This is a genomic window from Stieleria varia (genome assembly GCF_038443385.1).
Classification (GTDB): Bacteria; Planctomycetota; Planctomycetia; order Pirellulales; family Pirellulaceae; genus Stieleria; species Stieleria varia.
Window position 1 is genome coordinate 9473269 of record NZ_CP151726.1, and the last position, 26113, is coordinate 9499381.

Sequence of the window (26113 nt, forward strand, 5' to 3'; positions counted from 1 at the left end):
TCTCGAATTCGACTCGGAGAGTCGAGCGACGGTGATTCTCGAATTCGACTCGGAGAGTCGAACGACTGCCCAGCTAGCCTGGATACTGCATGGGATATCTGCCACCACAACGCAAGTGGTTGTATCGACTTGGTTCTCGTTGAAAGTAGGACATTACATTTGGTTCATTAGCCGGAACGCGATAGCGTCCGGTTTACACTCCTATGCTCCGGAACCGGACGCTATCGCGTTCCGGCTGATGAATAATCGGTGCTAGAGCACTCCGGCTGAAAAAATATTCGGGCTAGAACAGACGGTTATACCCGTTCAAGGCGGCGACCCGATAGGCTTCCGCCATGGTGGGGTAGTTGAAGGTGGTTTCGATGAAGTACTCCAGGCTGTTGCAGGGTCCGCTCATCACGGCTTGGCCGATGTGGATGATTTCCGATGCATTGGCACCGAAGCAGTGGACCCCGAGGATCTCCTTGGTGTCGCGGTGGAACAGCAGTTTCAGCATGCCCACGGTGGAGCCGGTGATTTGAGCGCGGGCGAGGCTTTTGAACTGACTGTGGCCGACTTCGTAGGGGATGCACGCTGCGGTCAGTTCCCGTTCCGTCTTGCCGACGGAGCTGATTTCGGGACTGGTGTAAATCCCGGTGGGGATATCGTTGATGCGCAAGTTGCCGTCAATGCGACCCAGCATGTGCATCGCGGCGGCACGACCTTGGGTGTACGCCGCGCTGGCCAGGGATGGATAGCCGATCACATCCCCGACGGCGTAGATGTTGGGTTGAGCCGTTTGGAACTGTTCGTCGACTTCCAGTTGACCGCGGCTGTTGGGTGTCAAACCGACGTTCTCCAGGCCGAGTTCTTCCGTGTTGCCGCTGCGGCCGTTGGCCCACAGCAAGATGTCCGTCTTGAGCTGCTTGCCACTTTTTAGATGCAAGATCACTCCGTCGTCACAGCCTTCGATCCGCTCGACGGCTTCGTCATGTCGCAGCACGACACCTTGATCGCGTAGATGGTATGCCAAGGCGTCGATGATTTCTTCGTCGAGAAACTCCAGCAGCTTGCTCCGCGTGTTGACCAAGTTGACTTTGATGCCCAAGTTCCGAAACATCGATGCGTATTCGGTTCCGATCACTCCGGCACCGTAGATCGTGATCGATGAGGGGCGATCTTTGACATCCAAGATCGTGTCACTATCAAAGATTCGTGGGTGGCTGAAATCCACCGAGGATGGGCGATACGGGCGCGATCCTGTCGCGATCACAAAGTTTTTGCTGGTGTAGTTCTCACCGTGGATCTGGATGGTGTGCTCGTCGACGAAGCTCGCCGTGCCACTGAAAATCGGGACCGAGTTGCGGTCGTAAAACGATTGCCGCATCGAGACTTGTTTTGCGATGATCGATGCCGTGCCGCGGCGAAGCTGCTCCATCGAGGGTGTCGCATGAATTCCCAGCTCGCGGAACATGGGATTCTTCAGCACGTTCATCACGTTGGTGATGGTGTAGCGGAGCGCTTTGCTGGGGATCGTGCCCCAGTGGGTACAACCGCCACCGATTTGACGGTATCTTTCGGCTACGCCGACTCGCATACCACCCTTGCGTGCCTGCATCGCGGCCCCCTCGCCTCCGGGACCGGTGCCGATGACAAACAGATCAAAATCGAATTGGTCGCTCGGGGTTGAATCAATCCGTGTTGAATCAATCGGGGTCGAATCAGGTGGTGTGGTGGGATTCTCTGTCTCGCTCATGCCTGCACTGCTGGGTAAAAATGACTGTCCGGTGAAAGATTAAACTGCTGCCGGGTAAAAACGGTTCCCACTCCTCCAACCACTGGCATAAAGATGCTGATCGCCTGCGTCCAGACGGACATTACCTTTGCCGATGTGCCCGCTAACCTAACACGTGTGATCGATTTGCTGGACCGTGCCACTGGCGAAGGAGCCGATTTGGTGGTGATGCCCGAATGCATGCTATCTGGGTATGCGTACGAATCTCGCGAGCAAGCCCAGCCCCATGCGTTGACTCTGGAAGATGAAGTTTTCAAGCAGATTTCAGCCAAGTTAGCTCAAAGCGGTGCCCACGCGACACTCGGGTTTTTGGAGTCCGACGGTGAACGTCTTTTCAATGCCGCTGCGTTGATCGGACCGGCGGGAATCGTGGGGCATTATCGAAAAATCCACCTGCCACACCTCGGAATCGACCGTTTTGTCGACCGGGGAGACATTCCCTATCAAACCCTGTTGGCCGGAGAAACCCGAATCGGGCTGGCGATTTGCTACGACAGCTCCTTTCCCGAGCCGATGCGTTTGCTTGCGTTGGCGGGTGCCGATGTGATCGCCTTGGGCACCAACTGGCCGTATCCGGCCGAGCGGACCGCCGAAATCGTCCCGCCTGCACGCAGCATGGAGAATCACCTGTTTTTTGTTGCGGCGAATCGTGTGGGCACGGAAAACGGGTTTTCGTTCTGTGGACGCAGCAGCATTTGCGGTCCCGATGGAGTGGTTCTGGCCAGTTGTCCCGACGATCGTGAGACGATCCTGTATGCCGACGTCGACCTTGCACAGGCACGTAACAAACGAATTGAACGCACGGTGGGTGCCCACGTGATTGATCGTTTCGCCGACCGTCGCCCCGAGTTTTACGGCGACATCTCGTCGCCAGTGAAGTGAACCGCGGGCCGTCGGGCACTGGGCAGATCGCGAGGTCCGGCCGCTGACGCAAGCGGAAGATAGAAATCTGCACCCGCTGTAGCGGACGAGGTCAAGAGTCCCTGCTGCGAAAAAAGTGCCGGGGACTCGTGACCTCGTCCACTACAAATCTATTTCATCTGCCGCTTGCCTTAGACGCTCTACCTAAGTGCTACTGCTTCAGTTGCTCGGCCAGCCATGACAGTTCGCTGGCGATGTCTTCGGCCAAGCCGCGTTGACGCATCGATTCGGGGAGCACGGTCCAGGCGTACGTTTCGACTTCCAAGTGCCCGGTGAAATCAAGCGTGCTGGCATTTGACCGGATGGCTTGCAGACACGACAGCACGTCATCGCGGCTGGTCGCCAGCTCGCCGAAGTGCTCCAAGAAAATCGGCACATGAAAATGGATCACCCAGCGATCTTGGTCGGCCAAGAAATCTGCATCGCTGCGGCATCGTTGCAGCAGCTCAGGCAGGTCCGTCACCAAGTTGAATTTTCCATCGCGATCTCGGCATCCGGTTTGGTGCAGATAACGGTCTTCTGCAAACTCGGCGAGTTGCCCGATCGCCGTGATCTGCTGATCGGATGACATCTGATTCCACGGCACGACGATTGCGCTGCTAACTTGGACCTTGCCGATTCCGATTCCCGCTTGGGCGTATTTTTCGATCACTGCGGGCTGATCTTCCATCATCACCGCGGCATGACAGATGTCGTGGCAAACCGTGATGTAGCGGCGGTGTGATTTGTCCGGCAATTGCGACTGAAAGAACGTGATGACATCATCGGTCGTGTCCAGGATGCAACCCGGTTCGGGCTCGATCGCGACGACGATGCGGTGCCCCGATTCTTTCTCCAGCTTTTGCAAGAAAGTTGCCAAGCGTCGAAAATTCTCGCCCGCCAAATCCATCGCCTCGAACTCCGAGGGGGACGATGACGTGTCCATCGGATTGTCTGGCCACCCGATCGGCAGCGTGCTGATGGACCCGACGGTCTGCTCGCTCGGCAGGATCACTCGCAGGATTTCTGCGAGCCGTTGGGTGTAGGCCAGACGCCGTTGGTCCCACCACGTGGGCAGGTAGACTTGTTGTTTGACGACATCGCCGTGAAAATTATCGAATGGAAATCCGTTGATCGTAGTGGCCCGCAATCGACGCTGTTTTAGGAATGCGGCGAAATCCGAAAGGTTGTTGCCGGAGAGCTCCTGGGACGCTTTGTCTGGAATCCAGAGGCCGACTCCGAGGCGCGGCGCGGCCAATTTTTCGCGGACGGCGACGGCGTAGGCATCCAAATTCGCGGTGATCGCCGTCAGATCCGTCCCGGCGTGCACGTTGGTGCAGTAGCTGATTTCTCTGGCGGGTCGCTGGGTCGTGGAGTGGGATTTTGGGAGAAAATTCGTCACAGGCGGGGGTTCCGAGTTTGAATTGCAGATGAGCGGGCTACAAAGATCAGCTCGGGAGCGTCCTTTGGCAACCGGCGGACTAAACTCTCAGTGTTAGAAAAGCATCAACCTTTTGCCGATTATCAACGAGTGAACATCATCGTGCGACCCACCATCACTTCCTCGGTTCGACTTCTGTTGCTGTTGAGCATGTTTCTTGCCGCGACCGGGACCGTCGCGACGCGAGCCAACGCACAAGAGTTGCCCAACGCCAAGCACTCCGATTCCAAAGACAAGTTCTTTCAAATCGATTCGTGGTTGCCTACGCCGGGGCAGACGCGGACGGCGTCGGGTGCCCCCGGGCCGGCCTACTGGCAACAGCGTGCCGATTACGACATGGACATCACGCTTGATGATGAGAACCAGCGTATCGAGGGCAAGGTCCGGATCACTTATCACAATCTGTCACCCCACCCACTGAGTTATCTCTGGATTCAACTGGACCAAAATCGATTTCGACCCGACTCGGATCAAGTATTGACGGAGGACGCACCGGACCTTCGATCTCGGATCTCGTTCACGGACATGAAATCGATTTTGACGCGGATGGTGTTCAATGGTGGTTACACGCTGAAATCGGTCACGGATGAAAAGGGCGGCAAGCTGTCCTACACCGTCAACAAGACCATGATGCGTATCGATTTGCCCGAGCCGTTGGCTGCCGAGCAAACAACGACGATCGTCATCGACTACTCGTACAACATCGTCGACGCGAAAGTGATCCGCGCCCGTGGGGGCTACGAGTTCTTTGAAGAAGACAAAAACCACATCTACGAAATCGCGCAATTCTATCCCCGAGTGGCGGCGTACACCGACTACGTCGGCTGGCAGAACAAACAGTTTCTCGGCCGCGGCGAGTTCACACTTGAGCTGGGCGATTATCGCGTTCGCCTGACCGTCCCCGAAGACATGGTCGTCGCCGCGACCGGGACGCTGCAAAATGCCGAGCAAGTCATGTCGCCGGTTTGGTCGCAGCGTCTGGCCAAGGCACGCACGTCCGACGTGCCGGTCTACGTTATCACGCCGGAGGAAGCCAAGGAGAACGAAACGCGACGAGGCGGCGGCAACAAGACATGGACTTTTGAAGCCAGTGATGTTCGCGATTTCGCGTTCGCCGCCAGTCGCAAGTTCATCTGGGACGCGATGGGCGTCGACGTCGACGGCCGACGCGTCTTGGCCATGTCGTACTTTCCCCGTGAAGCCGACCCGTTGTGGAGCCAGTATTCCACCGAAGCGATCGCGCACACGCTGGAGGTCTACGGTCGATACGCGTTGTCGTATCCTTACCCCGTCGCCATCAGCGTCAACGGACCGGTCTACGGCATGGAATACCCGATGATCTGCTTCAACGGCCCCCGACCGGAAACCGATGGGACGTACAGCAAGAATACCAAATACGCGTTGATCTCCGTGATCATCCACGAGGTCGGTCACAACTTTTTTCCGATGATCGTCAACAGCGACGAACGACAATGGACGTGGATGGACGAAGGACTCAACACGTTCCTGCAATTCTTGGCCGAGCAGGAGTGGGAGGAGGACTACCCGTCGCGTCGCGGGCCGCCTGAGAAAATCGTGCCCTACATGGTCGGTGGCAACCAACGCCCGATCATGACCGGTAGCGAAGAAATCCTGCAGTTCGGCAACAATGGGTACTCCAAACCCGCCACCGCTCTGAACATCCTGAGGGAAACCATCCTGGGTCGCGAGTTGTTTGACTTTGCGTTCCGCGAATACGCCCAGCGTTGGAAATTCAAACGTCCCACACCCGCGGATTTCTTTCGCACCATGGAAGACGCATCCGGCGTGGATCTGGACTGGTTTTGGCGTGGCTGGTTCTACAGCACCGAACACGTCGACATCGGCATCGAATCGGTGCGTCTGTACCAAATCGATAGCGGCGACCCCGATGAAAAGGCCGAACGTGACCGTCAGGAGCGTGATCGAAAGGAACCCGATGTCAGCGAAGAACGCAACAAGCCGATCGCAAAACGAATCGAGTGGCAACCTGGACTGAAGGATTTCTACAACAACCCGGAATACGACCCGTACAAGGTCGAGGAAGAAGACCGCAAATCGTTCCAAAAATTCCTGGACGGCTTGTCAAGTGACGAACGCTCCCTATTGAGACGGACGACGAATTTTTACGTCGTTGATTTCCGCAACGTCGGCGGCCTGGTGATGCCCGTGATCGTACGCATTCACTACAGCGACAACACCAACGAGATGCTGCGGATCCCCGCAGAGATCTGGCGACGCAACAGCCAACGGGTCAGCAAGCTGATCGTCTCGGACAAGGAAATCGTTTCGCTGGAACTGGACCCCAAACGCGAGACGGCCGACAGCAGCGAGAGCAACAACCACTGGCCGCCAAAACTGGTCCCCAGCCGTTTCAAATTGTTCAAGGACGAAAAGAAGAAAAACGAGATGCAGAAAGCAAACGTCGAACAAACCAAAGATGACTCTGCGGGCAAAGAGGAAGCGGATGACAAGGACGCCAAGAAAGAATCAGCTCCGCCTGAGCAGTCCGGAAAAACGGACGACGTCGAAGGAGAATCGCGATGATTGTCGCGCTGTTGATGTCGTCATTGTTGATGCACGCGTTTCATGAAACGGTCTCGGAAGTTCAGTGGAACAAGGAGACCGGACGTTTGGAAGTCGCATTGCGTATGCATGTCGTGGACGAACAGTGGTTGGCCCATCGGGCGAAACAAGCCACCAAGTCGGATGAGCAGAAAATGCCTTGGCAGCTTCAGTATGTCCGCAGCCGATTCCTGTTGGATCCCAAACCGAGTCGTCCGGCATCGACCGCTGCCCAGGCCGATCAAGCTGCCCAGGCTGATCAAGCTGTTCAGGCTGTTAAAGCCACCCAGTCCGGGAAAGCCACCAAGACTGACAAAACGGACGAGACGAATCGGCAGAACAAGTATCACTGGGTGGGCAGCAAGTCTGACGGCGCGCACGTCTGGTGGTTCTTTGAAATCGAAACGCCCGAGCACCATCGACCGCATCGAATCGAGCAACTGATGCTGTATGAGTACGAGAAGGATTTCTCGCACCGAGTCATCCTCCTGCCGCCGGAACGCTCCGAGACGACCACGGCCTCTGACACCGTCACGACGCCGGTTGCTCTAACGCTTACAATCCAGCATCCGGGAGGCGATTTGTTTCCCAGTACTGCTGACTCCAAGACTCGCAACGATGAACCAATCTCCGGCAAGCCCTGATGTGAAAGCGAATCGAATCGCCGAAGTGATCTCCATTGGCGATGAGATGACCAGCGGGGCAAGGCTCGACACCAACGGACAGTGGCTCAGCCAACGCTTGGGAGAGCTGGGGATCAACGTCGCTTTTCACACCACCGTCGGCGACACGATGCAACACAACATCGATGTCTTGCGGATCGCCTCGGAGAGGGCCGACATCGTCGTTTGCACGGGCGGACTCGGCCCCACACAAGACGACCTGACGCGTCAGGCATTGGCGGATCTGGTCGGTGTGCCTCTGGTGTTGAGCGAATCGGCGATGGCTCACATTGCCAACCTTTTTTCTCAACGGCAGCGTGAGATGCCCGAACGAAATCGTGTCCAAGCGATGTTCCCCCAGGGAAGCCAGGAAATCTTTAATCCTCAGGGAACCGCTCCCGGCGTTGATCTGCTGGTCGATCGTTCGCGGCCCACAGCAGGACACAGACTGGGACAAACACTGGACCGAGCGCCGTGCCGAATCTTTGCCTTGCCTGGGGTTCCCGATGAGATGAAACGCATGTTCGACGATACCGTTGCGCCGCGCATCCTGTCGGACTCAGGTTCACGCAGTCACATTCGCCACGCGGTCATGAAGTTCTTTGGCACCGGCGAGAGCGACATGGAACGTCGGCTCGGTGACATGATTTCGCGAGAGAGAGAACCTCGCGTGGGAATCACCGTCAGCGCCGCCACGATCTCGTTGAGGATCACCGCGACGGGGCAAGACATCGGGCAATGCGACGCGGCGATCGAAGCGACGCGGTTGGAAATCATGGAGCTCGTCGGGGAATACTATTTTGGCGACGGCGAAACGTATGAGCAGCATCACGCGATCGATGAGATGTTGCGGTCGCGTGGGCAAAGGTTGGTCACCGTCGAATTGGGGCACGCCGCTCCGCTGGCCGACTGGTTCGCTTCGTTGGGCCCGGAGTCTGCGTTTCAGGCCGGACTGGCGATAAGCCGACGAGGTGACTTGTCGGATTTCATGGGTGAGGGAGGCGAAGCCGGTGAGAGTACGAGCGACGAATATTGGCTGACTGCCGATCGGTTTCGCCGTCAAAGTGGCGCCGACTGGCTGTTGCTGGTGGACGCGTATCCCAGCTTGGAGTCAGACGATGGCGGGCCATTGCCGGCTGCGGAGGTCACCTTGACCGTGATCGGTCCCGACGGCAAACGATACTGCACAGAGACGCGTTTAGGTGGCCATCCGTCCATCGTTCAGCCGCGAATTGGAAAAGCCGCCATGGCTTGGATGAGAAAGGTGATGGCGTCGGAGAACCAAGTAGCATAGTGTTAAAAAAAAGAAGGGGAGGGAATCCATGCCCCATGGTTCCCTCCCCAACTGCCCCAAGTCTGGCTGTGAACTTGGACACCCCGGTCAAGACTGTTTGTGAAATCCGTTGCCAATCGTGACCGGACTCTTGCAATCAGCGGGTGACTGAAAGCAACCGTCCTTGTGATGAGGGGGATTATTCCGGCTGGGCAAACTTTCCAGCATCAGGGAATCCACCCATAAACGACGCAAAAAACAAAAAAATATGGATTCGATTCCGAGCGCTGCGTGCGATAACGCGCACTTTGGCAAGAACCCGACATGAATTGGGTTATTCAGTGATGATGGCATACAGAATGAATGAATCAGCAAAATAGAAACAGCAATGACGACTCCTATCGAACCAACCAAACGTGAGTCAGCTATTTCCCGGGTCAGTCCCCAGCGGATCGACCCTCCGGAGTTTGATCCGACGTCCATTTGGATGGCTTTGACGAACACGGAAGGCATCGGCGTTTGTGTGATGGACCGCCAGGGCGGGTTGATCTTCGTCAATGAAACGACGCTCGGATTGTTCTTTGATCATCCGATCGACTATCACGGAAAGACGATCGCTGATTTCCATCCTCCTGAGTTCGTCAAGGAACGCTTGGAGATGATCCATCAGGTGCTGGAGCAGAATCGACCGTTGAAGATCGAGCACATTTTGCACGGGCGACCGATCGTTTCGGCGGTTTGGCCGATCCATGATGTCAAACCTCCTTATCAACGTGTGTTAGTGATCAGTCGCACTAACACCAAGATTGACTATTCCGGACTACGTATCCCCGATCACATCGAGACGATGGACACCAAGTACATCGACTTGGGGCCGTTGGACTGTCTTTCCCGCCGCGAGTTGGAGGTGTTGGCGTTGATCGGCCACGGTTTGTCGGTCCCGCAAGTCGCCGGACTGTTGCACCGCAGTCAGAAGACGATCGAAAACCACAAGAGTTCGATCGCGCAAAAGCTGAGTCTACATGGTCAAGCCGAGATGGTTTCGATCGTCACTTCGATGGGTTTGGAAGTGGACGATGCCAAACGAAAGCGGATGACCCGCTAATTGAAAACACGTAGCCGAGCCTCTCCGAGGCTCGGAACTTCGCGTCTCGGAGAGACGCGTCCACGTGAAAAATTCGGGTCGAGCTAAAATTCACTGCTCCATTTCTTCCCAACCCTCTGGCGGGTCGGGCAGTTTGGTTGTGCCTCTCGTGTCCGTGTCGATGGTCCACTCGGCGAGCGGAATGCCTTCGATAGCCATTTTGTATCGGAAGGTTTGTTCGTCGATCGATTGGATCAGGAAAAGATGGACTTCCTCCGGTTCGTTGACCTTGTATTCAAAGATCACGCGACCTCGTGTGGTCCACACGAGGTCATCGTCGAACCGGTCGAACTGTTTGAACTCTGTCTCCAAGTTCATTCCGGTAGATCGAAGTGTCCCATCATCATGCCGCTCGTAGTACCAGTAGGAACTGCTGGCGGGGTCGGTTGAGAGATTGCCATACCACGGCCCCAAGAGCAATTCCGACTGATTTGAAATCGGAGCGGCGTTGAGGGCAAGTTCGATTGCTGCTTTCTCAGCAGGCTCAAACTCGGCGATCGCTTCATTGATCTTAGATTCGAGCTCGGCCATCGCCTTCTTGGCTTCGTCGGCGGAGATGCGAGAGGGCAGAACAGGGGCAACGGGAGCGGCTTCTGGTTCTAAGGTTTGAGCTGCGACAGACGTCTCAGGCGATGACTGGGTTGACGAGACGTTTGTGGGCGATGTCGCGTTCTTGGAGCAACCCGCCATAGCAACAAGACTGACGCACAGACCAAGAAAGACGCATCGTTGTGAGAGTGTTTTGGGCATGCGGGTTGTGGGTAAGGGTTGGAGTTCCAATCGTTCGTCAACGAATTCTGGCGAATCTCACAACGAATTTCCCGAATCGGTTTCCCGATCACTTGGGTGGCGTGAGACCTTCGGGTAGCTTTCCCGTTTCGACTTCGTCGTCCCACTCATCCATCAGGGGCCAGCTTTCGGCGAGCGTTCCGAAGTCAGCCATTTTGAGATAACCTCGGACGCGGTCGATAGTACGGTTCATGAAGTCGGCGTCGTTGGCAAAGATGGGTCCGTGGCTGGGCGCGAGCCATTTGACATCGCTGTCACGGATGCGCTGCAGCGATCGGACAAAGGCTTTGATGTCGCTGCCGTGGTGTGCGTCGATCGCGCCGATGCAACCATCGCGATAGATGTTGTCGCCGCTGAGCAAGACATCGCCCATTCGGAAGGCCAGTTGGCTGTTGGTGTGGCCGGGGGTATGCCAGACTTCCAATTCCAAGTTACCCACCGTGATGATGTCTCCATCATTGACTTCGTGCTCCACCGTGACCGGTGGCATGTCGAGTTTCAGGTTTTGGGCTTCGATCTCGGCCAAAGTGATCAGGGTATCACCGTCACGCAGGGGTTTGACGGCATTGGGATGCGCGGTGACGGTCGTTTTGAGCAACTGTTTTGCTTTGGCGAGACCTTGGATGTGATCGACATCGGCATGCGTCGCGATCAGCGTTTTGCAATTGGTAAACGGAAAGTCCAGTTGGCGTATGATTTGGATGAAATCATCGACCGTTTCTTCGTAGCCGATGTCGATCAGCAACCATTCATCGGCATCGAAAATCAGGTAGACATTGCACCCCAACACCTCACGTGCTTGAAAGTTCAGTTCAATGATGCCGGGAAAGATCGGTTGACGGGTCAGCATGTTCAATTAGATGGCGTGAGGAGATCAGAGCCGGTCATTGTAGGACCGAGGGCAGCACACTGGCCAGACCGCACCGATAATCGGGAAATTGCAACCGGGGCAGCAGATCGGATTTCATGCGTCGATTCCAGATCCGTTTGTTGCTTTCGCTCCGCATGCTGATCGAGGAACCGGGCGGTGGGGATTCAAATCGGGGCATCGGCGAGCCGGTTTGACGGGCAATCTCGCGGTAGAACTCGCCACGGGGCATCGGGCAATCGTCGGCCACGGCATAGAGTCGACGAGAAAGTGTCGGGTGCCAGGGCGCGTTTGCGCCGGACATCTTGTCCCAAGCGGCCATCACGCATCGTGCCGCATCATGTACGTGGATCAGGTTGAGGTAGCCCTCGGCAGGCGACTGGATCGGTTTGCCCCGAATGACGTCACGTGCTCGCGGGACTCGGCCGATTCCGTAGATGCCCGCCAGTCGCAGGACCATCCAGGGAGATAGCGGTCGATCACGATGCAGTTGTTGTTCGGCGGCGAGGTGAACGCTGCCTCCGAGGCGACCGGGGTGAGTGGGCGAGGTTTCGTCGACCCAGCGGCCGTCGGTTTGATGGTAGACGCCGGTGGTGCTGATGTAGCACAGGCGGGTTTGGGTGGGCAGGACGGCCAACAGGTTCCTCAGGCCGCCGACTTGACTATCGTACCGATCCAGTCCGCTCGCCCGGTCGTAACTGACGGCGACCAGCACCCGGTCCACCTTGGGCAGGTTCGCGAGCGTTTGCGAAAGTGTCCAATCGCAGACCACGGGATTCCAGCCGAGCGACTCAAATTGGCGGGCCCTGTCGGGGCTGCGGGTCGTGGCCCACACCGAAAAGCCGCGTTCCGCCGCCATTCGAGCGACTTCCGCCCCCAAATACCCGCATCCAACGATCAAAACGCCGCTCGGATCGTCGGTATGCTCTGGCCCTGGCTTGGGGGTGAGATCTACGGATTTTGCGTGTTTTTCGGGCACTTTTCTCTCCACGGCGTTGAGAGGCTACAATGAAACCGTTTTCATGGCCTTGGTGTGGTGTGAGGATAGCATCCTGTCGATGCTGCACCGAGAATCGATCCGCATGCAGATTCCATTTCTCAGAGGGTTTCTCTTGAGTCGAGACGTTCATCATCAACCGCATCGATGCCGAGTCGTCGTCGCGATCAGCCTTGCGATGCTGCTGTCGGTGGTCGGCATCGGGGGCGGTGCCGGAGGCGACATTCTGAGGATTCCATCGGCCAGTGGCCAAGACACGACGCTGCAATCGAGTCCTGGCCTGCTGGATGCAGACCAATCCGGTTCCGGCTCGTCGATCCCTCGTGAGATCGTCACATCGACAAAGACTGCCGCCACGACAGGCTCTGCCGTTGAGGTGCCGGCCGAGTTGACGGAGCTCTTGAAAAAAGGCGGAGTGCCCAGGTCGATTCGTGAACTGCAACTCTTGGAGGAGCAGCATCGTCGGGTTTCGCAAGCTGCCATCCCCAGCACCGTCAGCGTGCAGATCGGCGCCGCTCAAGGATGCGGCGTCGTGATCACGGGCACCGGCTACGTTCTGACCGCAGCCCACGTGGCCATGCGACCTGGCAAGACAGCCGTGATCACTTTCTCCGATGGTCGTAAAGTGATGGCCAAGACGTTGGGGATGAATCGAGGCGTCGATGCCGGTTTGATTCGAATCAATGCGGGCCAAAACGGTGATCGACCGTGGCCCCACGCCACGCTGGGCAGCAGTGAAGATTTGGTGCCAGGTATGTGGTGCGTTGCGACGGGGCATCCGGGAGGATATGACCCGGATCGCGGTGTCGTCACTCGCGTCGGTCGAATCTTGATCGTACGACCGGACAAGTTGGTCACGGACTGTGCGTTGATCGGCGGTGACAGTGGTGGACCGCTGTTCGACATCTCCGGTCGATTGATCGGGGTGCATAGCCGAATCGGCAACGACGTTTCGGACAACTTACACGTGCCGGTGGACCACTACGATTTTGCTTGGAGCCGAATGGCTGATGGTGTAGCTTGGGGTTTCTTGCCTGGGTTCCGGCCTGTGCTGGGCGTTCAAGGCAACAAGGCGGAGGAGTCCGCACGTGTGGTCAGTGTCAAAGAAGGCTCGCCGGCAGACGTTGCCGGTTTGCGTGCCGACGACATCGTCGAACAGTTCGGCGAAAAACAAGTCACCGATTTTGAATCACTCAAAGCCGCCGTGGCGGACACGATGCCCGGCGAACGGGTTCCGGTATGGATCAAACGTGGGACCAGTCGACTACGCTTGGTCGTAGAGATCGGTCGAGCAGATTGATCGAGCAGATTGATCGAGCAGATTGATCGAGCAGTTAGGTCCTGCTCCTATTCTCTTGGTTTCCTTTTCATTCTTCACGCGATCGACACGATGATGATGATTTTCAAAGCACTCTCTCCTGGCCGCAAACACGTCAAACACAGCATCGTTGCCGCTCTGTTGGTGACATTGGTCGGATGGAGTGGAAACGTTGTCGCCCAAGACGACATGGTGCCCGATTGGATGCGTCGCAACCTGCGTGCGAATCTGACGACCAGCCGTGACAGCGGTGCGATGATGAATCTGGTTCAGCCGTTTTCCAAACAAGTATCGGATTCGGTGGTTCAAGTCTTTTGCGGTCGTCGCTCGGTTGCCTTGGGGGTCGTGGTCGCGGTCGATGGCTACCTGATCACCAAGCGTAGCGAGTTGACCGGCGAGCCGATCAGTGTTCGGTTCTCCGATGGACGCAAGGTTTCAGCCGAAGTCGCCGGTGTGCGCCGCAGTAGCGACTTGGCTCTGCTGAAAGTAGACGACTCTCGAGAACTCACACCGATCGAATTCTCTGAGGAATCACCCTTGGTGGGTAGTTTCTTGATCAGTCCCGGACGGGCCGGACGATTGATCGGATTGGGCGTCGTTGGGGTGCAGTCACGTCGAATCGAACACCAGGGCCGCTTGGGCGTCCGACTTGATGAAAACGATTCTGGACCGGCATTGGTGCGAATGGTTTATCCCGAGAGCGGCGCTGAGCACGCGGGGGTTCAAGAACGCGATCGCATCTTGGCCGTCAATGGACAGCAAGCCGTTGGGCGTCACGGCGTGATCCAAGCCTTGCGACAAATCTATCCGGGCGAAGTCGTCGCGTTGACCATCCAGCGGGGCGATCAGACGTTGGATCTCGATGCCGTGATCAGTGACATCGGTCTCTTGCAAGAGTCCGAAAACGACAGCAAGGTCAACGGCCCGCGCAGCATGAGACTCAGCGGATTCGATCAAGTCATCCAGCACGACACCGTACTGGCGCCGGAGCAGTGTGGTGGCCCCGTCCTGGATAGCTCCGGAAACGTGGTGGGAATCAACATTGCACGAGCGGGTCGCGTCGTCAGCTACTCTCTGCCCGCGTCGTTGGTAGTGCCACAGGTGCTGAGCTTATTGGAAGAAGCCCGTCACGCTCGATAAGTTGTGCGTTTTCACGTAGTTGCGTCTCTCCGAGACGCGAAATTCCGAGCCTCGGAGAGGCTCGGCTACGTGAAAAAGAGCAAACCCCAACAGAGATCCCCCGTGTTGGATGAAAGCTTTGCCGGGCAGCTCGATCCGCCCAGACGCGTGGTCGAGTCACAGACTGTCGGTGGTGGGTGCATCAGCCCAGCGTGGCAGGTGTTGGTCGAGCGATCCGACAACGGAGAGCGGGAGCGATTGTTCGTCAAACGCAATTCGATGGCGATGGCGGAGAACTTTCGCTGCGAGGCGTCGGGGCTGACTGCCTTGGCACAGACAGGCACGATTCGCGTACCGAGTCCGCTCGCCACGTTGGTTCACGGCTCCCACGCGTATCTCGTGTTGCCGTGGATCGAAACCTCCAAACGGCGAAACGGGTTCTTTGAGGAGTTCGGTCGGCGACTGGCCCAATTGCATCGGGCGACATCAGGCGATCAGATCGGCTGGCACGAAGACAACTTTCTCGGCTCCGCGCCGCAGAAAAATGCAGCCATGCAGAATTGGCCTCACTTTGTGGCTGAGCAACGGATCGGATTTCAAGTTCGCTGGGCCGTTGATCAAGGATTAGCCGACCGACGATTGCAGGCCGATTGTGAGCGGATCATGTCCGCGATGCCCGAGATCCTGGACGGACGCCAGCAGGGGACCTCACTGCTGCACGGCGACTTGTGGAGCGGGAACTACTTGTGTGATGATTCGGGCCAGCCGGTATTGATCGACCCCGCCGTTTCCCGAGGGTGTCGAGAGGCCGAGTGGGGGATGATCCGACTCTTTGGAGCATGCCCGGTCGAGTTCGAGCAGGCCTATCAGGAAACTTGGCCGATGAACGACGGTTGGCAACGACGCTCTAGCGTTTATGTTTTGTATCACTTGCTGAACCATTTGAATTTGTTCGGCTCAGGTTACCTTGGACAGTGTCGATCCCTTGCTGCGGAAATCGTATCGCAGTAGAGGGGCACTGAGCTCTTAGTCTTCATCACTGACGAACCCATCGCATGCTTGCCGCTCGAGTCATTCCCTGTTTGGACGTACACGACGGACGGGTCGTCAAAGGCACCAATTTCGTGAACCTGCGTGACGCAGGGGATCCCGTTGAGGTGGCCCGACGCTATGAAGCCGAAGGCGCCGACGAGCTGGTGTTTCTGGACATCACTGCCAGCCATGAAAAACGCGAAATCATTCTGGACGTGGTTCGTCACACGGCGGAGCAGGTTTTCATGCCGCTGACCGTTGGTGGTGGGGTCCGTACCATTGAGGACGTTCGCTCGCTGCTCAGCGCCGGGTGCGACAAAGTGTCCATCAATTCAGCTGCGTGCAAAGATCCGGACTTCGTTCGGCGGGCGGCGGACCGTTTTGGCAGCCAATGCATCGTGGTGAACATCGACCCCAAGCGGGTTCAGCGTGATGGCAAGGAATTCTGGGAAGTCCACATCAATGGCGGGCGGACGCCCACGGGCCTGGAAGCGGTGGCGTGGGCCAAGGAGGTCGAAGCCCTGGGGGCGGGCGAGATCGTGTTGACCAGTATGGACGCCGACGGGACTTGCGACGGCTATGACTTGCCCGTGACGGCAGCGGTCAGTCAGGCGGTTTCGATCCCCGTGGTGGCCAGCGGCGGTGCCGGCCACCCTAAACATCTCGCCGATGCAATCTTGAAAGGACACGCCAGCGCGGCATTGGCGGCCAGCATCTTTCACTTCGGCCAGTTCTCCATCGCGGAAACCAAGCAATGCATGCGTGATGCGGGAATCCCCGTCCGGCTGGACGATTGAGGGTTTCCGTCCGGCTGGACGATTGAGGGTTTCCGTCCGGCTGGACGATTGAGGGTTCCCGTCCGGCTGGACGATTGAGGGTTCCCGAGCCTCAAGTCGAGCTCTGCCCGGTTGACCTTGCCGCTAAGGGATGATTACACCATGCGGTAAATCCTTGTGCAAATCCTTGTGCGTTTTTCGGCCCAATTCACGAAAGTAACCTGAGCTGTGTCCAATATCGTCCCGGTTCGAAATGCCCTGATCAGTGTCAGCGACAAACTCGGTCTTGCCGATTTGGCCGCCGGCCTGCAGCGCGATGGCGTGACCATCTACAGCACGGGTGGAACCCGCAAGCACCTGGAACAATCGGGCGTCGACGTCCTGGATGTGGCGGAGTACACCGGATTTCCTGAGATGCTGGACGGTCGCGTGAAAACGCTGCACCCCAAAGTGTTCGGTGGAATCTTGGCCATCCGCGACCGCGATGATCACATGGACGCGATCGAAGATCATGACATCGTTCCGTTCGACTTGGTGATCGTCAATCTGTATCCCTTCGCCGCTACCGCTTCACGCCCCGGCGTCAGCCGAGCGGAATGTGTCGAACAAATCGATATCGGCGGTCCGAGTCTGGTCCGCGCCGCCGCCAAGAATCACAATGACGTTGCCGTGGCGACCAGCCCGGAGCAATACGGCGAGTTGCTGGAACAGATGGATACCGCCGGGGGAACGACTTTGGCGTTCCGCCAACAATTGGCTGCCGATGCGTTTGATCACACCGCCGCCTATGACCGGGCGATCGCCGACTACATGCGCGGCGACACGATTGCCGGTGAGTTTCCCTCTTCGTTGCACCTCGCTCTGCGACGAAAAACGCAACTGCGTTATGGCGAGAACCCACATCAACGGGCTGCCGTTTATGCGGACCCGAGCGTCCGTTCGGCAAATTTGGTTTCCGCCAGACAGATCAGCGGCAAAGAACTCTCGTACAACAACTTGCTAGATCTCGATTCGGCCCTGGATATCGTTCGAGGATTCGCGCGGCCTGCTGTTTCGGTGATGAAGCACAATAATCCTTGTGGCGCTGCGACCGACGATCGACTCTCGCTCGCTTGCCAAAAGGCACTCGATGGCGACCCGCTCAGCGCCTTCGGGTCCGTGCTCGGTTTCAATCGCACGGTCGATATCGAGACCGCGGAGCGTCTTTGCGAGCCAGGACTGTTTATCGAAGCCATCGTCGCGCCGGACTTTGAAGCCGGCGCTGTTGGATTGTTGACCACACGTCCGCGTTGGCGTGAAAACGTGCGATTGATGCAAGTCGGTATCTTGGACGCATTACCACCGGCGATTCATCGACGTTTCATCAGCGGTGGGATGTTGGTCCAAGACGCCGACCGGCTCAGCAGTGCACCGCTGCAATGGGAAACCGTCACAGAAACCGAAGTCGCCGATGCAACGTGGGACGACATCTCGTTCGCCTGGGAAATGGTTCGGCACGTCAAGAGCAACGCCATCGTACTGGGCAAGGACACGTCATTGATCGGCGTGGGTGCCGGACAAATGAGTCGTGTGGACAGCGTCGAGATCGCAATCGACAAGGCGGGAGAGCGATCCAAGGGATCCGTCTTGGCGTCGGACGCCTTCTTTCCGTTCCCCGATTCGATCGAAGCGGCTGCGGAGGCGGGAATCGTCGCCATCGTTCAGCCAGGCGGTTCGCGTCGCGACGACGAAGTCATCGAGGCATGCAACAACCACGGCATCCCGATGGTGTTCACCGGTCGTCGTCACTTCAAACACTGATCGATCGATGACGATTCTGGATGACATTCTGGTCAAGACCCGGCAGACGATCGCTGCCGATCGAGAGCATGTCAGTGAGTTCGAGCTTTCAGCAGCGATTGCCGACATGGCCCCGTGTCGAGACTTTCACGCCGCCCTGGCGGCGGGCGACCAAGTCAACCTAATCGCCGAGGTCAAGCGAGCGAGCCCTTCGGCCGGATTGATTCGCGACGACTTTGACCCGGTCTCGATCGCACGGCAATACGTAGCAGGCGGAGCGTCATGCATCAGTGTGTTGACCGACGAACCGTTCTTTCAAGGTTCGCTGGATTACTTGAGAGCTGTTCGCAAGGCCGTCGACATTCCGCTGTTACGCAAGGATTTTATCGTCGACCGCTATCAACTGTTGCAAGCACGCGCCGCCGGCGCAGACTGTGTGCTGTTGATTGCGGAGTGTCTCAGCCCAAGTGAACTCAAAACGCTGCACGAACAAGCCATCGAACTTGGCTTGCAGACTTTGATTGAGTTGTTCGATCCTGAAAATCTGGAAGCGGTCATTGCCACGGGAACATCCCTCATCGGGATCAACAATCGCGACCTGCGAACCTTCACGACAACGTTGCAGCACACCTTGGACCTCTGCCCGGGTATCCCCGACGACCGATTGATCGTGGGCGAAAGCGGCATCCGCACGCACGACGACCTGCTAACCCTCCAGTCCGGCGGCGTCAAAGCCGTCCTGGTCGGCGAGTCCCTGATGCGTCAAGACGACATCGTCCAAGCAACAAAGCGACTGCTGGGTAAATCCATCTGACCGCTCGGATTCAATCTCTGTCACCACCACTAGTGCATCGTCCAGTCTTAGAACGTGGGTTCTGTAGATGAGCCGTTTGGCGTTAGCCACGGTTTTCGTGACACAACCGTGGCTAACGCCAAAACGGCTAACCCCAAAATCAAGACTGGACGATGCACTAGGTCAATTCCAAGATAATATCGGGTGTTTCTTTTACCGAGTTCAGCGACTCTCAGAAGAGCTGGTCCTCGGCGGCAAGGAGCGACAGTTCCAACTGCTCGCCCAAGTCACCCCAATCGTCTTCATCCCTGAGAGCCAAGTCCAGCAGATCCTGCCTCGACTCATCCGGCGCCGCATTTGATGCAACAGTTTCGCCTTCCGTGCGACGCACGGAGCCAGCGTCGCGGAGATGATTGATCACCAGTAGGGCATCCAGGGCCGAAACATTGCCGTCCGAGTTCACATCGAGCAGCGGGTTAGCGACGGGAGCCTGCTCGCCTTCCGCAGACCGCAATTCACTCAATCCATTGATCACCATCAATGCGTCGAGCGCGGTCGTTGATCCGTCTCCATTCGTATCGGTCGGTTGGAACACATTGGTTCCGCCTGGGCCGCCGAGTGCATCGATGCCTGCGGACGACAGGACCGAGAATGTTCGAGTCATGCTCTGGGGTTCAAAGACAATGGCATTCAACGTGCCCGCCATCACAGTTGCACGAAACGCGCCATCGAAGATCTCACCGATGGGTTGCAGGTTTTCGTCGAGAATACGAATCGATTCGGTAGCCGATGCGCTGCCGATCGGCATGACGGTGACCGTCGTTGTCTCCAATGCTTGAAAGATGATTGCCGTCGGGATGCTGTCGCCGGGAATCACATGCAGCGACGCAACCGAAGAGGGTGTCAGAATTCGCGTTTGCATCTGCGGGCGATCGTCATCTTGAATCGTTCCAATCGCCGACGCGGTTACAATGGACGCATTATCGCTGGCGTTGCTGAGCGATACTGCAAACTGTTCGTTTTGTTCTGCGATCACATCTCCAGAAACGGGGATCGTGATCGTTTTGAGGGTTTCTCCCGCAGCAAAGGAGACCGTTCCTGACGGGAAAGAGTCACCCACGAAATCACTAGCGTCAGCCGGATTGGAACCCAAACCTGAAGTCGTGTAGCTGACCGTCGTGGCGCCGTCTATTGCACCACTTCGCGTCACGTTGAAGGTCAAGCTAGTCGTCCCGCTATCACCTTCACGCTGACTAGCGTTCACAGCAGCAATCGCGAGAGAGGTAGGGTCAATCACTTGGTCGTCATTCTGAATGGTCCCCGTGGCCGAGTTCAATGCACCAAGGTTGTACACGCCTTCATTAGCAGTAATGGTGAGAGTGACCGTCTCGTCATCTTCATTGGAAGCGTCCGCAGTTGGATTGACAATCACATTCACCGAACCGTTCGCTGGGACTTGGACACTCGTTCCGGTTCCCGTGTAATCCGTCCCTTCGCTGGCAGTGCCGCTGATGGCGTAGTTGACGGTTACGGAACCACTGCCGCCAACTTGAGAAAACGTGAAAACTAGGCTTGCTGCTTCGTCTTCTGCGACCGACGCGGGGCTCACGGTGACATTGACAGTGGGTAAACTTTCGTTGCTAACGATAAATGACTGAGAAAAATCTGGTAAATCGTTCTTAACTGGATTTCCAGCGGTGTCGACGATGTCAGTGCTGCCAGCCAAGGCGAGCGAGACGATGCCGTTCAAATCCGCAAGGTTTCCGCCGGTGAGCTCCACGATGTAACGAGAGGCCGAGTCTTGCGTCACCGTTGCATTAGCCGTTGTGCCATTGATTTGAAAGTCGCCCGCATCGACGTTGGTAACGTCTTCGCTGAACTGGACCAAAAACGACAGCGTGTTTTCTGACGTTGTCTCCTGAGTGGGAGCATTGCGAAGAATGCTTGTGACCGCTGGTGATTGAGTGTCATTGGAAATGATTGAAATCACACCATCCACGGAATCACTATCGGCGTTGGACGGCGCGGGATCGAGAACCAAATCCAAGACGTCATTGTCCGCAATCGCCGTTACGGTTCCCTCAAAATTCCGGAGCAGATTAATCGATGACTCGCCTGGGGCCGCATCGGAATGAGCGGTCAAGTCAAACTGAAAGACCGTCCCTAATGCTTCAAAAGAAAGTTCAACACCATCCGCCTTTGACAACGTAACTCGAATGACTCCAGGGGTTTCGACGTTGGAAACCACCGAGTAGCCTGGCCCGAGCATGGCCCCCGTCCGAAAGCTGTTTGTGTCAAGGGTGAACTTTGATTCGTCGTACTGCACTGCGAAGTCCATGCCGGAGACTGAGATCCCATTCTGTTCGGTCACCAGCAAGTTGATCGGAACGGTAACCGTACCGTTCGCTGCAACCGAAAGGTCACGTGGAATGAATAGTCGCGGGTCCGGTCCGTTGGGTTCCGGACGAACGAGTCCGTCTGGCAACGCTGGAACTTGAGAAACAGTCCTGCCCACAATCACTCTTTGCACGAGCGTTGCGTCTCCGCTGGTAAGCGTTCCCCCGCGATTCATATCCATCAGGATCATTGGGTCGGCCGCTTGGTAAGCGACGGCGCCTGTTCCGCTTCCCACAATGAGCCGCTGCAGCACTGTGGTGTCACCGCTGGAGTAAACTCCATTGCCGGTCGCATCACCGACGAATGCAGCAATGTGAACCCCGCTATCGGCTCTCGAGGGCCGTGGTTGCGGCACACTATCTTCAACATTTAGCTCATCAATGCGAAGTACATGCTTGGATGCATAAGGAGCTGTAGTAGGGACGGTCGCCATGAATCGCCCAAGCTCGATCGGGCCGGCCCCCGTGCTGAAATCACTTGCACTGCTGACGGTAACGCGAACCACACCCGGTGAGACTTCGTTCAGAATTGCCGATGCTCCAGCTATGTTGGTTTTGAAGTCAGAAATATCGAGCAGTGCCGGATCAAAGACCAATTGGAAATCAACACCCGTGACGTTCTTTCCTGTGCTGATGGTGACAGGAAAGCCAGGATCCGAGTTTCCGGGCAAATTAATCTCTTGACCGTATCCACGGGCAAAATCGGGGACCCCCACAACCACTTCGTTCGCTGACGATTCACCGATCTGAAAACCCATGACGTAGTTTCCGCCTTCGGTTCCATTTGCATCTCCATCGAGTTGCCGCCCAGCAGTATCGATAAATCCGTTGTTCCCACCGCGTAATGTTGCGGTGTAGTTATCTGCGGGTAACGGACCTCCTGTCGCGATGAATGTCAGCTGTTTTTGATCAGGGCTGGAAACCAGCGTGCCGCGCACCTCGCCGGTTGCCTCTCCGGTCAGCATTACGTCAGCAGCCCCTAACGTTCCCGAGCGACTGTCGTACAGATTGATTGTCGTCATGTCGACCGGGGAACTGAACGAAACGACGAAACCTGTGGGGGTTGTGGTCGTGCCAGAGACCGCGAAACCATTGGTGACCGTGAATCGCCCGTCCACCGGATCCGTGGACGCATTACTTGGAAGCGGCGACAGGTCAAGTTCAATGAGTCCGTTGTCGGACACCTGCGTATAACCTCCATCGAATGTTTGAAGTAGATTGATCGAAAACGTGCCGTCGTCAGTATCTTCCTTGACCGTCAAATCAAACTCAAGTAACGCGATTTCCTGTGATTGAGCAAAACGTGGTCCGTCGTCCGCTGACATTGTGACGCGGATCAAACCATCCGTTTCGGTATTCGCAACCAGTGCGAAGCCTGCCAGTGCGTTCCCAGATCGAACGTTGCCGACACTGAATCTTGTGCTGTCGTACTCGATTGCCAAGTCCAAACCGCTGACTGTTACGCCATTCGGATCGGTCACCAAAAACCTAACCGGAACCGCTTGGGTCGACCCAGCCGAGCCGCTCAATCCATCCGGAATGAAGAGCCGACCCTGAGCGGATGTCGAAACACTGACACCGGCGCCACTAAACCCAATTTGGTAGCTTGCTTCGTCTGCGTCGTTGCTGGTCAGCGTCAAGGTTTGCGAATACGAAGTTGCGATTGCGGGAGTGAAAGAAACGGCAAACTCTCGGCTCTGCCCAGCGGCAATGCTCCAGTCATCCGCTGAGCTCCCGCCATTGCTCGGCATGATCGTAAAGGGTCCATTTAACCCGAAGGCCTGAGACACAACCAGAGCCGTCGCTCCGCGGTTTACCACCCTGAAGGACTGAGATACTGATTCACCAACCGTTACGTTACCAAAGGAATGGGTTGTCACATTCCCCACTCCTGATCGTTCAACATCGATCTCCGGACCGCCCACCGAATTGACCACTCCCGAAACGGTAAAATCGAAAGGGTTCTCGTCGGCGTCGTTGGTCTCAAAACGAATCGTTCCTGACTTGATTCCGACAACCGAGCTGTTCAACTGAACGGTAAAGGTATCAGACTGCCCGGGGCCGATTTCCGCATCGAGACCTTCGATCAATTCAAACCCCGTTGGCAATGTTAGATTCGACGTGTTCAAAACGACGTTGCCATCATTGGCCACCGTATACGTTCGACTGACGCCAGAACCACCTTGCGGCGTGCTGCCAAAATCAGTGTGATCACCCAACATCGGTGTTGAATCACCGTCAACGATGTTCGCTCCATTTCCTCTCACGGTGACTTCCGGGGCACCCGCTGAACCATCCTGACTAACGAACACGATGACAGTTCCCTCATCGCGCAGCGTCGCGAGGATATCAGCCTTGCCATCGCCGGTTACGTCACTGATGGCTAAGTCCCGAATGTCCCGAAAGGTTCCCGGTAAGGTGTGCTGTTGAAACTCACCGGTGCCATCGTTCTCCAACCAATGAATCGCTCCAGCCGAACCAAATTCTCCAAATGCCAAGTCGATGTCGCCGTCGGAATCAATGTCGCTGGTCGCTACGCCCCATGATCTTTTTTCGCTTGTGCTGGCGGATTCTTTCTGAAAGTTGCCGCTACCGTCATTCTTCCAATGATAAACCGCGGGAGCGGAGCCGAACGCAAATGCCGACGACGAGACAATATCGAGTGATCCATTTCCTTGCAGATTAGCCACCTCGATTCGTGCCGGTGTGCTTGCAGACGATATGTTTTGTCTTTGGAAACTGCCCGGACCCTGATATGTGTATCTTGAAATATTGACGATGTTAGAATCGATTTTCTCGATAGCAAGTATGACCTCGTTCTTCCTGTCTCCATCAAGATCGGCAATCTCAACATCATATGGATCCGCACCTTCGGTCAAACCCTGAATGACCTTTCTGCCCGAGAATTCTGTATCACTACCAGTGCTAGTGTTTTCTATCCAATACAGCCGAGGGAACGTTGAATCTTGGGCAGCGTATGCAATGTCCATGTCGCCATCATGGTCAATGTCTCCAACGGCAATTCCATAGGCGTTTTGGCCAAAATCAAGTCGGTGTTCGGCAAACGCTGCGTTTCCATTGTTTTCGTACCAGTACACAAAACTTCCAAAAGCAACGGCGAGGTCCAAGTCTCCGTCTTGATCGATATCCGCCGTAACGATCTCGTTTGCGACGCTTCCGCCGTCGCCCAGCAATGAAACACTCCCGTTCGTGTCAATGAAGTACAAATCCGAACCGCCCACGACAACTTCGTTCTTCCCATCTCCGTCAAAATCTCCGGTTGCAATCGATCTCGCACCAGGAATCCCAGTCGCCAGAACATCTGATTGGCCGAACAGATCCTCGGGATCTGTAGAACCTGGCCGCACTTGGAATCCGAACAGCACGTTTGCGGCTGCTTGTCCGGCAGCCACAGAGACGGAGTGGAATCCGCTGGCAGGAAGGGTTTGGACTTGGCGGTTCGCGATCACCTGTCGGACGGTGTAGGTCCCATCCGCCAACGAGCTAAACGTGAACTTGCCATCAGCGTCCGTCAGAACGCTTGTTTCGCTTGCATCGAGCGTACCGTTCCCGTTGGAATCCAAATACATCCGGGCATTCGCTATTCCCAGTTCATTCGCATCACGTGTGGCGTTACCGTTGGCGTCGTTGAATGTGATGCCCGAAATCGAATTGTTCTGACCTGTGCCAGGCCCGCTGTTCGCACCGACGATTCCAAGCGTGTAGTTGAACGATGAACTGAAGTTGAAAAGAGAGCTCGTTTGGTTTACCAGCGCAACCTCGACCACATATGATCCAGACGCGAGCGATGCAACATCCAGGTCGCTCGACGATTGGTCGCGATCAGTCACAAATGATGCAATCAGTTGGTTGCTGCCAGCATCGAAAATCGAGGTGCTGACCCCGAACAAACTCCGCTCGGACCCATCGAACGGAGCGTCCATCGCGAAGTTGACACTCTGTGCCTCCAAAAGGCTGAACCGAAAGTAGTCGATGTCTTGCGAACGCGTGTTACTGCGTCGATCATAAGTAACACTGCTCTGGCCCTGTAGAGAAATCTCTCCAGCCTCGCCCAACGGTTGTGCGGAATTGAGATTATTGTTCGGTTCGACTTCATTAAAAATGCTTGCAGCCAGAAGTTGGCGTCGCTCTAGGCCTTGAATCGTGAGGCGGCGAGATTGACGGTGTCGATTCTTCATTGCGATTCCTACAAGCAGCTGAAACTAGAAAGTTGAACTAAGATGACTCACAACTCGGGCGAGGGAGGCCTGAGTCTTCGCACACCAGACGGTGGATTTGCACCAAGACATTCGAGTCCGTCGTGCGTCTTCAGAAATCTCTTCGCGAAGGTGTGACAAAATCAATTTGGTGTTCAGGAAAAGAAGTTCATTCACGCAATAGCGAAGGTTTTCGAGCGAGACCAAGTGAATTTCGGAGCGCGATAATACCAACACAGAGGCTGGCGACTC

Annotated in this window: 17 protein-coding genes; 11 read left to right on the forward strand and 6 right to left on the reverse strand. The window is 56.3% G+C overall.

All coding sequences use genetic code 11. The annotated features are described in order from the left end of the window. Window positions 1–283 precede the first annotated feature (283 nt). Window positions 284–1735 carry a Si-specific NAD(P)(+) transhydrogenase gene (gene sthA / locus Pla52nx_RS31990; RefSeq protein WP_146523452.1) on the reverse strand — a complete coding sequence of 484 codons (1452 nt, stop codon included), beginning with the start codon at window positions 1733–1735 and terminating at the stop codon, window positions 284–286. Between the two features lie 93 nt (window positions 1736–1828). On the opposite strand from sthA, the gene Pla52nx_RS31995 reads away from it, so the two are divergent. After that, window positions 1829–2656: a carbon-nitrogen hydrolase family protein gene (locus tag Pla52nx_RS31995; RefSeq protein WP_146523453.1), complete on the forward strand. Its 828-nt coding sequence runs from the start codon at window positions 1829–1831 to the stop codon at window positions 2654–2656. A gap of 190 nt (window positions 2657–2846) precedes the next feature. Here Pla52nx_RS31995 and eboE read toward each other — a convergent pair whose 3' ends face one another. Then, window positions 2847–4076, reverse strand: coding sequence for a metabolite traffic protein EboE (eboE, locus tag Pla52nx_RS32000; RefSeq protein ID WP_231742800.1), 1230 nt, complete (start codon window positions 4074–4076; stop codon window positions 2847–2849). A 189-nt stretch (window positions 4077–4265) separates the two neighbouring features. On the opposite strand from eboE, the gene Pla52nx_RS32005 reads away from it, so the two are divergent. The 4 genes from Pla52nx_RS32005 to Pla52nx_RS32020 all read left to right on the forward strand — a co-directional run bounded on the left by Pla52nx_RS32005 (window position 4266) and on the right by Pla52nx_RS32020 (window position 9738). Beyond that, the gene (locus Pla52nx_RS32005) at window positions 4266–6680 is read left to right on the forward strand and encodes a M1 family metallopeptidase (protein ID WP_197455107.1); all 2415 of its coding nucleotides are present in this window, start codon (window positions 4266–4268) and stop codon (window positions 6678–6680) included. Continuing rightward, a complete protein-coding gene (locus Pla52nx_RS32010) occupies window positions 6677–7342 on the forward strand; it encodes a DUF6702 family protein (RefSeq protein WP_146523455.1) in 666 nt (221 codons plus the stop codon). The genes Pla52nx_RS32005 and Pla52nx_RS32010 overlap by 4 nt, the downstream gene beginning before the upstream one ends. Further along, complete coding sequence (locus Pla52nx_RS32015) at window positions 7317–8654, forward strand: competence/damage-inducible protein A (RefSeq protein WP_146523456.1); 1338 nt, start codon at window positions 7317–7319, stop codon at window positions 8652–8654. Before Pla52nx_RS32010 ends, Pla52nx_RS32015 begins: the two co-directional genes overlap by 26 nt. 367 nt (window positions 8655–9021) lie before the next feature. Then, complete coding sequence (locus Pla52nx_RS32020) at window positions 9022–9738, forward strand: PAS and helix-turn-helix domain-containing protein (RefSeq protein ID WP_146523457.1); 717 nt, start codon at window positions 9022–9024, stop codon at window positions 9736–9738. Window positions 9739–9828: 90 nt separating this feature from the next. Here Pla52nx_RS32020 and Pla52nx_RS32025 read toward each other — a convergent pair whose 3' ends face one another. The 3 genes from Pla52nx_RS32025 to Pla52nx_RS32035 form a co-directional block, all read right to left on the reverse strand. Further along, window positions 9829–10527 carry a hypothetical protein gene (locus Pla52nx_RS32025; protein ID WP_146523458.1) on the reverse strand — a complete coding sequence of 233 codons (699 nt, stop codon included), beginning with the start codon at window positions 10525–10527 and terminating at the stop codon, window positions 9829–9831. A gap of 88 nt (window positions 10528–10615) precedes the next feature. Then, entirely contained in the window at window positions 10616–11416 is an 801-nt protein-coding gene (locus Pla52nx_RS32030; RefSeq protein ID WP_146523459.1) for an MBL fold metallo-hydrolase, read from the reverse strand. Window positions 11417–11450: 34 nt separating this feature from the next. Beyond that, window positions 11451–12413, reverse strand: coding sequence for an SDR family oxidoreductase (locus tag Pla52nx_RS32035; protein ID WP_146523460.1), 963 nt, complete (start codon window positions 12411–12413; stop codon window positions 11451–11453). 43 nt (window positions 12414–12456) lie between these two features. Between Pla52nx_RS32035 and Pla52nx_RS32040 the strand changes: the two genes are divergently transcribed. The 6 genes from Pla52nx_RS32040 (at window position 12457) to trpC (ending at window position 19269) form a co-directional block, all read left to right on the forward strand. Continuing rightward, the gene (locus Pla52nx_RS32040) at window positions 12457–13731 is read left to right on the forward strand and encodes a S1C family serine protease (protein ID WP_231742804.1); all 1275 of its coding nucleotides are present in this window, start codon (window positions 12457–12459) and stop codon (window positions 13729–13731) included. Between the two features lie 90 nt (window positions 13732–13821). Further along, window positions 13822–14889, forward strand: coding sequence for a trypsin-like peptidase domain-containing protein (locus tag Pla52nx_RS32045; protein WP_146523461.1), 1068 nt, complete (start codon window positions 13822–13824; stop codon window positions 14887–14889). A 69-nt stretch (window positions 14890–14958) separates the two neighbouring features. Next, window positions 14959–15879, forward strand: coding sequence for a fructosamine kinase family protein (locus Pla52nx_RS32050; protein WP_342190303.1), 921 nt, complete (start codon window positions 14959–14961; stop codon window positions 15877–15879). Window positions 15880–15923: 44 nt separating this feature from the next. After that, on the forward strand, window positions 15924–16697 hold the full coding sequence (gene hisF, locus Pla52nx_RS32055; RefSeq protein WP_146523463.1) for an imidazole glycerol phosphate synthase subunit HisF: 774 nt from the start codon (window positions 15924–15926) through the stop codon (window positions 16695–16697). A gap of 207 nt (window positions 16698–16904) precedes the next feature. Continuing rightward, window positions 16905–18476, forward strand: a complete 1572-nt coding sequence (gene purH / locus Pla52nx_RS32060) for a bifunctional phosphoribosylaminoimidazolecarboxamide formyltransferase/IMP cyclohydrolase (RefSeq protein WP_231742806.1) — start codon at window positions 16905–16907, stop codon at window positions 18474–18476. A 7-nt stretch (window positions 18477–18483) separates the two neighbouring features. Further along, entirely contained in the window at window positions 18484–19269 is a 786-nt protein-coding gene (gene trpC, locus Pla52nx_RS32065; RefSeq protein WP_146523464.1) for an indole-3-glycerol phosphate synthase TrpC, read from the forward strand. 211 nt (window positions 19270–19480) lie between these two features. Here trpC and Pla52nx_RS32070 read toward each other — a convergent pair whose 3' ends face one another. Continuing rightward, window positions 19481–25843, reverse strand: coding sequence for an FG-GAP-like repeat-containing protein (locus Pla52nx_RS32070; protein WP_146523465.1), 6363 nt, complete (start codon window positions 25841–25843; stop codon window positions 19481–19483). Window positions 25844–26113 lie beyond the last annotated feature (270 nt).

Coding starts and splice junctions, on each gene's coding strand:
- sthA (WP_146523452.1), bottom strand. CDS start 1,735: ATGAGCGAGACAGAGAATCCCACCACACCACCTGATTCGACCCCGATT.
- Pla52nx_RS31995 (WP_146523453.1), top strand. CDS start 1,829: ATGCTGATCGCCTGCGTCCAGACGGACATTACCTTTGCCGATGTGCCC.
- Pla52nx_RS32005 (WP_197455107.1), top strand. CDS start 4,266: ATGTTTCTTGCCGCGACCGGGACCGTCGCGACGCGAGCCAACGCACAA.
- Pla52nx_RS32010 (WP_146523455.1), top strand. CDS start 6,677: ATGATTGTCGCGCTGTTGATGTCGTCATTGTTGATGCACGCGTTTCAT.
- Pla52nx_RS32015 (WP_146523456.1), top strand. CDS start 7,317: ATGAACCAATCTCCGGCAAGCCCTGATGTGAAAGCGAATCGAATCGCC.
- Pla52nx_RS32020 (WP_146523457.1), top strand. CDS start 9,022: ATGACGACTCCTATCGAACCAACCAAACGTGAGTCAGCTATTTCCCGG.
- Pla52nx_RS32025 (WP_146523458.1), bottom strand. CDS start 10,527: ATGCCCAAAACACTCTCACAACGATGCGTCTTTCTTGGTCTGTGCGTC.
- Pla52nx_RS32030 (WP_146523459.1), bottom strand. CDS start 11,416: ATGCTGACCCGTCAACCGATCTTTCCCGGCATCATTGAACTGAACTTT.
- Pla52nx_RS32040 (WP_231742804.1), top strand. CDS start 12,457: ATGGCCTTGGTGTGGTGTGAGGATAGCATCCTGTCGATGCTGCACCGA.
- Pla52nx_RS32045 (WP_146523461.1), top strand. CDS start 13,822: ATGATGATGATTTTCAAAGCACTCTCTCCTGGCCGCAAACACGTCAAA.
- hisF (WP_146523463.1), top strand. CDS start 15,924: ATGCTTGCCGCTCGAGTCATTCCCTGTTTGGACGTACACGACGGACGG.
- trpC (WP_146523464.1), top strand. CDS start 18,484: ATGACGATTCTGGATGACATTCTGGTCAAGACCCGGCAGACGATCGCT.
- Pla52nx_RS32070 (WP_146523465.1), bottom strand. CDS start 25,843: ATGAAGAATCGACACCGTCAATCTCGCCGCCTCACGATTCAAGGCCTA.